Source organism: Chitinivibrionales bacterium (genome assembly GCA_035516255.1).
Taxonomy (GTDB): domain Bacteria; phylum Fibrobacterota; class Chitinivibrionia; order Chitinivibrionales; family FEN-1185; genus FEN-1185.
This window is the reverse complement of sequence record DATJAL010000050.1, coordinates 1-9,606: the sequence shown is the minus strand read 5'-3', so window position 1 is coordinate 9,606 and position 9,606 is coordinate 1. Positions and strand designations below refer to the sequence as shown.

The following is a 9,606-nucleotide window of genomic DNA, read 5'->3' as shown; positions in this document are numbered from 1 at the left end:
ATAGGTATTCGGTTACATTTAATTTGAGCCTACGCGAAAGGGAACAGTAAGAAAATGTGCGTTGTTTTTTAGGAAAGTTTGTGGTATAATTCAATAAATATATCGTTTTTAATGCCATGAGGTTTACCAGGACCAGGGGGGATTCACTTATTATGAAGATGAAAAAACTATTTGCCGCGGCGGCCGCCTTGGCTGCCGTCACCATTGTCCAGGCCCAGAATTATCCGGCGACCCTGCAGGTTCCCATCGACATTTTTGATTTTCATTCGGATGGAAGCTGCCCGGATTTCAATTCAGGCACAAACCCCGGTACCTGGAGAATTCACCTGGTACAGGACACTCTTGATCAGAATGGGCTTCCGATCAGAGGAGATTCTCTTTTGTATAGCTGGGAAATAGGAAAATGGTGGCGCCAGTGGAGGCAGGGAAACGATTATGACAGGCCAATCTACGCAAACGGCGGAAAGACGCTCCAGCAACTTACCACTGCCACCTATGACACTTCTTATAAAAATATCCTTGTGCAACAGAACCTTACCTTTAACTATGTCGCAGGTTCGGTGGGCCAATATCGGTACCAGAATGGCAATTTTTTTCCTCTTGATGCCAGCGGTTTCCAAACGCCGCCCAATCTTCCGGATCCGACCATAAACTATAATGGTCAGCCTCTTAATCGCACCGATCCCGCCGCAGCCGGGTATAACACCCATAACTATTCTTTTGCATGCCATATTCATAGAAATTTTAAATATACAAACGGAACTACGCCGGCCAACACACTGACCTTCGAATTCCGCGGCGACGACGACATGTGGGTATTCATCAATAAAAGGCTTGTTCTTGACCTTGGCGGCATTCACAATACGGTGCATGGGGCTTTTATTCTCAACAACGGGAATGCCTATGTGTGGGAACATTTTAATAATGACGACATGAGCGATACCGCAACAGGATCATTGGCAAAACCTGTTGTAACCCTCGGGCTCGTTGACGGCAGCACCGCCACCATCGACGTGTTCTACTGCGAGCGTCAGGCAGTGGGATCGGATATCGAGGTCACTTCGAACATCATCACCGCCCCTCCGACGGTGCTTTCCATGAACACCATACCGAAAACCGACACGATCGCTGCGGGCGACTCGATGCAGTTTTTCGCGATAGTCACCGATGACACCGGCGGCGTGCACCCCGAATACGCCCAGCTTGTCACGTGGACGGTAACGCCGATTCCGGCAATGTCCAACATGAGAAGTCATATGCAAACGCCGCAGGGCGATCACAACGTGTTTTACGGAATAGATGCCTATCACTGGTATTATATCGTGGGCAAGTTCGTGGATCCGACCAACCCCAACAGAATTTTACTAGATACGGTGAAGGTGTATGTCAAGCCCGGCCCTCCCACGCACCTGCTGATCGAGGCGAGCCCTGATTCGCTGGTGAGTCTGAACGCGGACAACCGCATGGGCTCCGTCACGTTCCCGAGCTCCACGCAAAAGGACAGCGTGTATGCGGTGCTGCGGGACGCATACGGCAATTTCTACAGTCATGCCCTGCTGGCGAGCTGGGCCACGCGCGACGCTTCGGTGGTGACCGTGGCGCCGGCGCGCGTCAGCCTCGGCGAAGGCGAGATAACGCGCCAGACGCCGAATAACGCCTCAACCTACGTCGTGGCGACGCAGGGCGGGCTCAAGGACTCTTTACAGGTGATATTGAGTACCGTCACCTTCACCCAGATCCAGATCGTGGTGCGCGGGAACGTTCCGATTGATTCGCTCGTCATGCGCACCGACCAGGACACGCTGCTGTCCGCGCGCGGGATGCGTTCGGACAACGGGCAGTGGATGGACCTGCAGGTGATGTGGGGAAACAGCCCGGGTATGGCGTTTGACAACGCGGCGCCGCCGAACGCGATTTCGTGGCGATTCCAGCCGGTGAACCCGGCCACGGGAAAGATCTTCATCATCTGGGGTTCGGGGGCACAGCAGGTTTCGGACTCGATCGTCGCGATATTCAGCTACGGTTTGCCCGACCACATGGCGCTCTATCCCGCCCGCGGCACTCCCAATGTGGGGACGAACCTGGCTTATCCGCCCGTCAAGACGGTCGTGGCGGGCCAAGGACTGCCGCTGGAGGCCAAGCTGTTTTCAGTCAGCAACCAGTGGCTAAGCGCTTTCGAGCGCGACGACGCGCCCATCACGTGGACCATCCAGGAACTCACCGGCGCGACGAACACGGGCACGCTGAACAAATATACCGGCGACTTCGTGACGTTTACCGGTTACAAGGCGTACCAGACGGTAAAGGTGACCGCGACGTTTTCGCAGAACGGGATTACGGTTTCGCAATCAATCAACCTTACCATTGCGCCCGGCCCTGCGGCCAAGCTTGTGATCGAGCCCGATACCACCGGCCGGACAGCGTTTGTCAATGACCCGACCGGCGCGCACCGCGCGGGCCAGGTAACGATCGCCGGTAATGCCACGACCGTTTCGGCCTACGCGGTTCTGCGCGACCAATGGGGAAATTTCGTGGCGTTTTCGAATCCCACGCTGTGGGTCGCCCGGGACGCTTCGACCATTCTTGTGCAACGGGGAGACGTGACATTCGGCCAAGGCGTCATGACCAGAAAGGTAAATCTGGGCCAATCATGGGTGCAGGCGCAGGACAGCATTCTTGGTTTCACCGACAGCGTTCTGGTGGTGATCAGCAACATCACGTACACCGCGCTGCGCATCGTAGTCCGCGATTCGACCGATATATCGAACCTGAACATGACCATCGACCAGGACACGACCCTCAAGGTGCTGGGCCTGCGCTCCGACGGCCAAGGTTGGGAGCCGGTGCAGGCGAACTGGTCTGCCACATCGGGCCTGCGCAACGCGACGCCGGCGCCTGGCTCGTCGCGGAGCTGGGACATCGCGCCGGCCGACACGGGCACTGCCTGGATAAAGGTGACATTAGGCACAGCCACGCCCGATTCCGTGCGCGTGATCGTTACCATGGGCGCGCCTCGGTATATCGTGCTGTATCCCTCAGCCGGTGCGCCGGGCGGAGCCAATGTTCCGTACCCAAACCCTTCCGAGGTGATATGGGACTCCGCGGGGCAACCATTGCAGATGGTAGCAAAGGTGTTCGACCGTGCGAATGACTGGCTGAGCCAATACGAGAGCGCATCTTCACCAGTGACATGGAGCATTTTTGAGTTCACCGGGAACCTTGATGTTCCGACCGGAACGTTGACGCCTGCGACCGGCGGCTACAAGGATACGCTGAATGCGACACGGGCAAATAATACGATCTATGTGATAGCGAAGTTCCAGGCGCCGGGCGGCCAGCCCTATCTTGATACGATCAAGGTGACGGTGCTTCCTGGCAAGCCCGACCATCTGTCACTCGAGCCGACGTCCGACGCTGCCGCGTCGCCGCACAAGGACAATCCCGAGGACACCGTGCACATAGCAAATACCGCGACGACCGGTTTAGTGTATGCAGTCATCCGGGACAAATATGGAAATTTCATTAGTGCTTCGCAGAATACCGGTTGGTTGAGCCGTGACACACTGGCGGTGACAGTGACGGACGGGCAGAAGAGCCTTGGCCAGGGAATCATAACGAGGTCCGGCGTCAAAGACACGGCGCGTGTGGTTGCGACAAGCTTGGATTATCCTGGACTCAAGGACTCGACGCTTGCTGTGGTTCTCGCATATTATTACACCGCATTGCGGATCGTTGACGTCAACGGCAACGACGTTACGAACCTCAACATCAACACGAACCAGGACGCGACGCTGCGGGTGCTGGGCCAGCGGTCGGACAACGGTGCGTGGGAAGACGTGTACGCCAAGTGGGAAAACTCTCCGACCTTGCGCATGACGCCGGCGGCGCCGGACAACGCGAACCTGTGGACGTTCTCGCCGGACACGCCGGGGGTGGGAATAATCCGGGTGACGCTGGGCGATACGAACATCACGAAACCGGACTTTCTCAACGCGACCTTCACGGTGGGTCCGCCGGTGTCGATCGAAACGGAGATACTGACGCCGCCTGCGCAACGGATAGCGGGAGACACGATCGTCGCGGTGACGCGGATACGGAACAAGGACGGCCTGGTGCCGGGGACATGGTGCGACACCACGACATACCAGAACGCGCTGGGCACGGGCGGGAGGCCCAACCCGATCGTGGACGGGGTGAACATGGGCACGAGCATGAAGGAGTGCTTCCAGAACGGCATAGACACGGTGAAGTACGTGCTGTATTATGCGCCGGCGAGCCCGGACAGTTTGGAAAAAGTAACAGTGGTTTTGCAGAACAGCGGGAACGTATTGAGCGCATCGTCCGAGCCTTTTGAAGTGTACCCCGGCGCGCTCGCGCAGATCCGGTTGGAGGACTTCAACGGGAAGGACATCGATTCGGTGTACCTCGTATCGCCGACGGGCTCCAAGCTGATCATCGCGGTCGGCTACGATATGTATGGAAACTACCGCGGTCCCGAGAACAGCAACTGGTCGGTTGACGGGACTTTACATGCGATAGACCAGCCGACGGGAGTGCCGCGGGTGTTCTACGAGACGGGCGACGTAAAATACGACGAGAACGGGTATATCACGGCGTCGGCGACCGGGAAGGGCGGCGTGGCGGTTTCCGACAGCGCGAAGGTGGTGATCACGGGCCGTGCGGCGACGCTGTTGTCGGCGGTGACGGCCGACACGAACGGCAATGGACTGCTGGACGAGATAACGCTGGTGTTTGACCGGAAAGTGACGTTGTCTCCGGGAACCAAGATACAATTGTCCAATGGGATTTACACGTTGGATGTGTCTGCGATTCGCGGCCAGACATCGGGGACGGTGGGGACAGTGGACAGTGCAACGGGATTGTTGCAGAGCGCAGTTGGCAGCGATTCAGTGTTCACATTGGTGTTATCGGAGAGCAACAAGACGGTGCCCCAAACCGGATGGAAACCTTCGCTCACAATAAGCGGAGTGTCCGGCATATCCTCGGTGAACGGATACACGGTAACGGATGGAGCTGGGCCGGTCATATGGAGCGTTGTAAAGACAATAAATTCACCGTCGAGCCGCACGCAGGACCTGGTAACGGTGACATTTTCTGAACCGATCGGGACTAACGGCAATGATATAGATCTTAGCATGATACCGAAGAACGTGTTCCAGGTATGGACGGTGGACCAAAATGGAAATTTCGAGGAAGACACTTCGATGCTGGCGGGGATAAAATTTTATCAGAAGGACAACAACGGCTTGTGGGTGTCATTTTACATGCTGGACACGCAGGATTCAACACAGACGAAGGACTTAACCTCAAGAGATTTCTTGAGCCTTACATCAGATTCATTGCAGCTCATCACAGACCGGAACCCGCCGCTGTTGAACAAACCCGTCGTTGACAACCAAAAAGTGCGTGTGACGGTGAAAAGCACGCCGGCCAATGCAATACTGGTGGTGCCCAATCCGTCAGGCGCGACGTTTGTGCGGCAGAGGCCCGGAGTATTGCAGCTTGCGCACCAGCCGAACGCGCGGCAATGGGTAAGGCAGGACGGTGCTGGCACGGTGATGACGTTCCGTATCGCGCCTGCGACGGGTGAGAAGGTGACGGGATATCTGGGGATTTACGATGTGGTGGGGAACCTGGTGATTTCGGCGGACAGCACGAAATCCGCCGGGATAGTTCCTCCGAGCTGGGCGTCATCTGATTCGAGCGCGTACGATTACGACATTTACTGGAACGGTTCGAACGCGCAAGGGGTGAAGGTCGCGGCGGGCGTTTATCGGGCGATGCTGTATCTTAAATATACGGACGCGGCGGGAAGATCGAGGAACACCAGGCTGCTTGGCACGGTGGGTATCACAAAATAGACCGTTTATCCGGAAAACAACCAGCAAAAAGGCCGCGTCACCGCGGCCTTTTTGCATTATAAGGGAGGGGAGGCTTTACATATTGTCAATAAACTGCTGGGAGTCTGGGCACGTTTCAAGTTCGATGCGCAGGTTGATGATGTCGTCCCTGGTGATGTAATCGGAGCCCGGCAGAAATGAGGAGGACTGCGAACCATACATCGCGCGATGGTCGGCCCCCTGGCCCGCCGCATGTGAATACTTGGGCTGTTCTTTTTCAATGCTGTGCAGTATTTTCAGAACAGTGGAATCCTGGCGGCTTTTCTTGATCCGATCAATCTGACTGTTGTTAAGAACAAAGCAGCGCGTCTTGTAATAGATGAGCGGTGTCGCGCACAGCGGGCAATTGAGAATCACCATTGACGCATTGTTGCTTAAAAATAGTTCAAATGTTTTTTTGCAATGCGGGCACTTGATTTCAAGAGTGTTGATCATGGTCGGCCGGCCTGCCCTTCGAGTTGAAATCATGAAGCCTATTATAATTTCATTGTATCAATATTCAGGGAATAAGTCAAGAAAATGATGCTCGAAACATCGACTCCGATAGATCCCGTTGAAGCGCTTAAGAAAGAGCTTGCGCATTTGATCTCTGTGGCAAAAAAGGCGCTTAAGCGAGTAAGGGTCAAACTGTCAAAACAGGAAGAAGAATTGGCGGAGGCAAGCCGGCATTTTCTTTTTTCGCAAATTGCTGATTCACTGCTCGCGCACCCCGAAAAGATCCTTCGCGGCGCATCCAGCTGCATGATTGAAAACATCCACACGCAAAAAGAAGAGGAGATACTCCTTGATCCCGCCGCTTCCGTTTTTGACAATGCGCGGCACTACTACACAAGAGCAAAGAAGGGGAAGCGCGGGCTGGCCATCATCGAAAAAAAGGTTGAAGAAACGCGTGATGAGGAATCCCTGCTGGTCGCTCTTTTCGACGATTTGGAGAAGGCGAGATCATACCCGCCGTCCGAAACAGGGGCGCTGGAAATAAAAGTTTCTGCCGCCACGGAAAAGCTCCAGGACCTCGGCGTTCTTCCACGACAGCAGGCCAAGAAGGCGGCAGCGGCGGCCGAGGCGGCGCCCTACCGGCATTACAGCATTGACGGATGGGACGTTTACATAGGGAAAAACGACGCTCAGAACGACGAGCTCACCACGCGCTTCGCAAAACCGTGGGACGTCTGGATGCACGTCGCGGCGAGCGCCGGATCGCATGTGCTCATCCGGCGGCAGAAAAACGCGCCGTGGCCCGAAAAGTCCGTCCTTCTCAAGGCGGCTTCCTTCGCGGTCTGGTTTTCGAAGGCCAAACACACCTCCTACGCCGAGGTGAGCGTCACCGAAGCGCGGTTCGTCCACAAGCGCCGCCACGCTCCGCCGGGCGAGGTGGTGCTCGACCGATCTAAAACGCTCCGCGTTTCACCCGTGTCGCCGCAGGAATTCTTCGGCGGCGATTTCGATAAGTAAAGTAATCCTCCATCAGCGCCAATAAAGTACTTGCAGGCCAGGGGAATTAGGTATTATTTTAGCATAACGTAATTTTGATACGATTTACCGCGGGGTGGAGCAGTCCGGTAGCTCGTCGGGCTCATAACCCGAAGGTCGCTCGTTCAAATCGAGCCCCCGCTACCAATAAAAACCCCTGAAGAGTGCAAAATTCAGCATTTTTCGGGGGTTTTCTAATTTGTGAACGTTCCCTGTAAAAAGCCGCCAATACCCCCAAATACCCCTATCTTTCCCGTAAATGTGAAGCGTTGCACAAAACCCAAAGCACGCTTGAACTTCACGATTTCACCGAATATCGGACACGGAACGGGGAGATAGGGAAGGGGAGAAGTGCGGGAAATTTCCGGATCAAGGGAATTTATTATGGCCGTCAGGCGTCTGCTGGACTCAGGACCGGTACGCCCGGCCTGTTGAGGACGTGGGTGTAGATCATGGTTGTTGATACGTCAGAATGACCGGAGAGTTCCTGTACCGTGCGGAACATCGGCCCCGCTCTGCAGCCGAAACCCTGTCCTGAGAGGCCTGCGGAAAAGGCACGCCGATCTAGAACGCAGCAAACCGCTTGACCCATACGACATAAAACTTGCTTTTGGGTTCTGGAATACGTAGATTTTGCAAGGTAATGCTGAAGTCGGTCAAGAGCGTATTTGTCGCCTGTTGGGGCATAAACGGGTTCCTTTAGAAATGATCCCTTTACCGGTTAATAATTATTGTTATGTCGTCTGCCGACTTAATTCTTTATGTCGTTTAAAGACTAATATCTGTTAGACCATAAATTATGAACAATTGCATACTAATATTACCGTTATTTATTGCCTTCACGGCCTTTTCTGGTCGGGACATAACTGTGGGATATTATATCAACAATTCAGACACAATTTCAGAATCGGATACAGCAACAGTATATTTCCAGAACTCAATTGTATTTGATAAGTTTCCTACGTGCTGTTACCAGCGGTCCAAAATTACAGATCAAAACAGACCATTAGAAAGCAAGAAGACTGAGGATTTGATAAGAACTAAATTGGAATATTCAGATCTGATTTATCGTTATTCTGGTACCTATCAGCAGCGGAAGGATACATTTGTTGTTAATTTGAAAATATCCGAAACAAAAGACAAAACATTACCTGATTCGTTAAGAAAGTTCATGTTTTTAAGAATAACTGAAAATCAACTTGAATTACTACCCAAGAAAACTCCATTTAAATGGGAATTAAAATAAGATATCAAGGTCTAACAACGCGCTAAATCATGACCGTCCGCATTTGCAAACGGCCGTGGCTCGCGTGCGGTCGGTTCTTCATACAAGATTGGTGGTTTGCGGCAGGAAAATGCGGTCATAGTCCGGCATATTAGCGCGGCGTTAGCATTGAGAATAAAAATGAAATCAATTCTAATTTACCTACCTTACTTCATTCTATTACTGGCTTTAAATTCCGAGCCGGATACTTCCTCGTTGGTTCAACTTGATGGAATTAAATCAGTAAAAATAGCTGTGGTAATTCATGACTATAGCAAAGTCGTAGCCTTTGCTCCAAATGAATGGGAAGAACTTGAACGGAATATCAATAGAAGAATAAAGGACAAATTGAACAAGGATGGAATAGGTGCAACTGTAATTCAATGGGTTCACGGAGTTGAATTAGGTTCATTACAAATGGACATAACTATTTGTGATAATCCCAAGATAAGAGAATGTTATGGATTTAATGTTGAAGCCAGGTTCATAGATTCAGTTAAATTGGAACGTGATACCAGTGCAAGACTCCCCGAAGGTGGGATTACATGGATAATGAACAAAGTTGGTTTAGAAAAGCATAATAATTTGGAAACTGCAATAATAGCTTCAGTAGATCTGCTGTTGGAAAGATTCATTGCCACAATGTTATTTGAGAACGGCAGTGAAATAAATAGGGATAAAATTATTGAATCAAGAAACAAAAAGTAATTCAAATACAAGGAAATGCTAACAAGCGGTTAAACTCATGACCGAACGCGGGTTCCAAACGCTCCCCTTGGTCGCGTTTCCCGCGTCGGCAGGTTAACCGCACGTTGTTTTGCAAAAGGCCATGACACGGCAGCCAGGAAATTAGAATAAGTCAAGATCGCGCCAGCGAAAAGGCCGCGCCATAGCGGGCCGGCAATTTAAAAACAAGGATAGTGTCAAGACCGCGTCGTGCTGAATGGCGCG

The 9,606-nt window shown here is 52.8% G+C and carries 4 protein-coding genes, 1 tRNA gene and 1 pseudogene; 4 read left to right on the top strand and 2 right to left on the bottom strand.

The window, feature by feature from the left end; genetic code table 11:
• The first annotated feature begins 152 nt into the window (after positions 1–152).
• Positions 153–5,882 carry a fibro-slime domain-containing protein gene (locus tag VLX68_14580; protein HUI93468.1) on the top strand — a complete coding sequence of 1,910 codons (5,730 nt, stop codon included), beginning with the start codon at positions 153–155 and terminating at the stop codon, positions 5,880–5,882.
• Between the two features lie 75 nt (positions 5,883–5,957).
• Here VLX68_14580 and VLX68_14575 read toward each other — a convergent pair whose 3' ends face one another.
• Complete coding sequence (locus VLX68_14575; GenBank protein HUI93467.1) at positions 5,958–6,356, bottom strand: hypothetical protein; 399 nt, start codon at positions 6,354–6,356, stop codon at positions 5,958–5,960.
• Between the two features lie 84 nt (positions 6,357–6,440).
• On the opposite strand from VLX68_14575, the gene VLX68_14570 reads away from it, so the two are divergent.
• Together VLX68_14570 and VLX68_14565 are read left to right on the top strand one after the other, a co-directional pair.
• Positions 6,441–7,373: an NFACT RNA binding domain-containing protein gene (locus tag VLX68_14570; GenBank protein ID HUI93466.1), complete on the top strand. Its 933-nt coding sequence runs from the start codon at positions 6,441–6,443 to the stop codon at positions 7,371–7,373.
• Between the two features lie 88 nt (positions 7,374–7,461).
• Positions 7,462–7,538, top strand: a tRNA-Met gene (locus VLX68_14565).
• Between the two features lie 286 nt (positions 7,539–7,824).
• Here the strand turns inward: VLX68_14565 and VLX68_14560 are convergent.
• Positions 7,825–7,908: pseudogene (locus tag VLX68_14560) on the bottom strand (tyrosine-type recombinase/integrase).
• An 888-nt stretch (positions 7,909–8,796) separates the two neighbouring features.
• Here VLX68_14560 and VLX68_14555 point away from each other — a divergent pair.
• Positions 8,797–9,363, top strand: a complete 567-nt coding sequence (locus tag VLX68_14555) for a hypothetical protein (protein ID HUI93465.1) — start codon at positions 8,797–8,799, stop codon at positions 9,361–9,363.
• Positions 9,364–9,606: the final 243 nt, after the last annotated feature.

What these genes read in the sequence shown, in the direction of transcription:
- VLX68_14555 (HUI93465.1), top strand. Translation starts at nt 8,797, where the DNA reads ATGAAATCAATTCTAATTTACCTACCTTACTTCATTCTATTACTGGCT.
- VLX68_14575 (HUI93467.1), bottom strand. Translation starts at nt 6,356, where the DNA reads ATGATCAACACTCTTGAAATCAAGTGCCCGCATTGCAAAAAAACATTT.
- VLX68_14570 (HUI93466.1), top strand. Translation starts at nt 6,441, where the DNA reads ATGATGCTCGAAACATCGACTCCGATAGATCCCGTTGAAGCGCTTAAG.
- VLX68_14580 (HUI93468.1), top strand. Translation starts at nt 153, where the DNA reads ATGAAGATGAAAAAACTATTTGCCGCGGCGGCCGCCTTGGCTGCCGTC.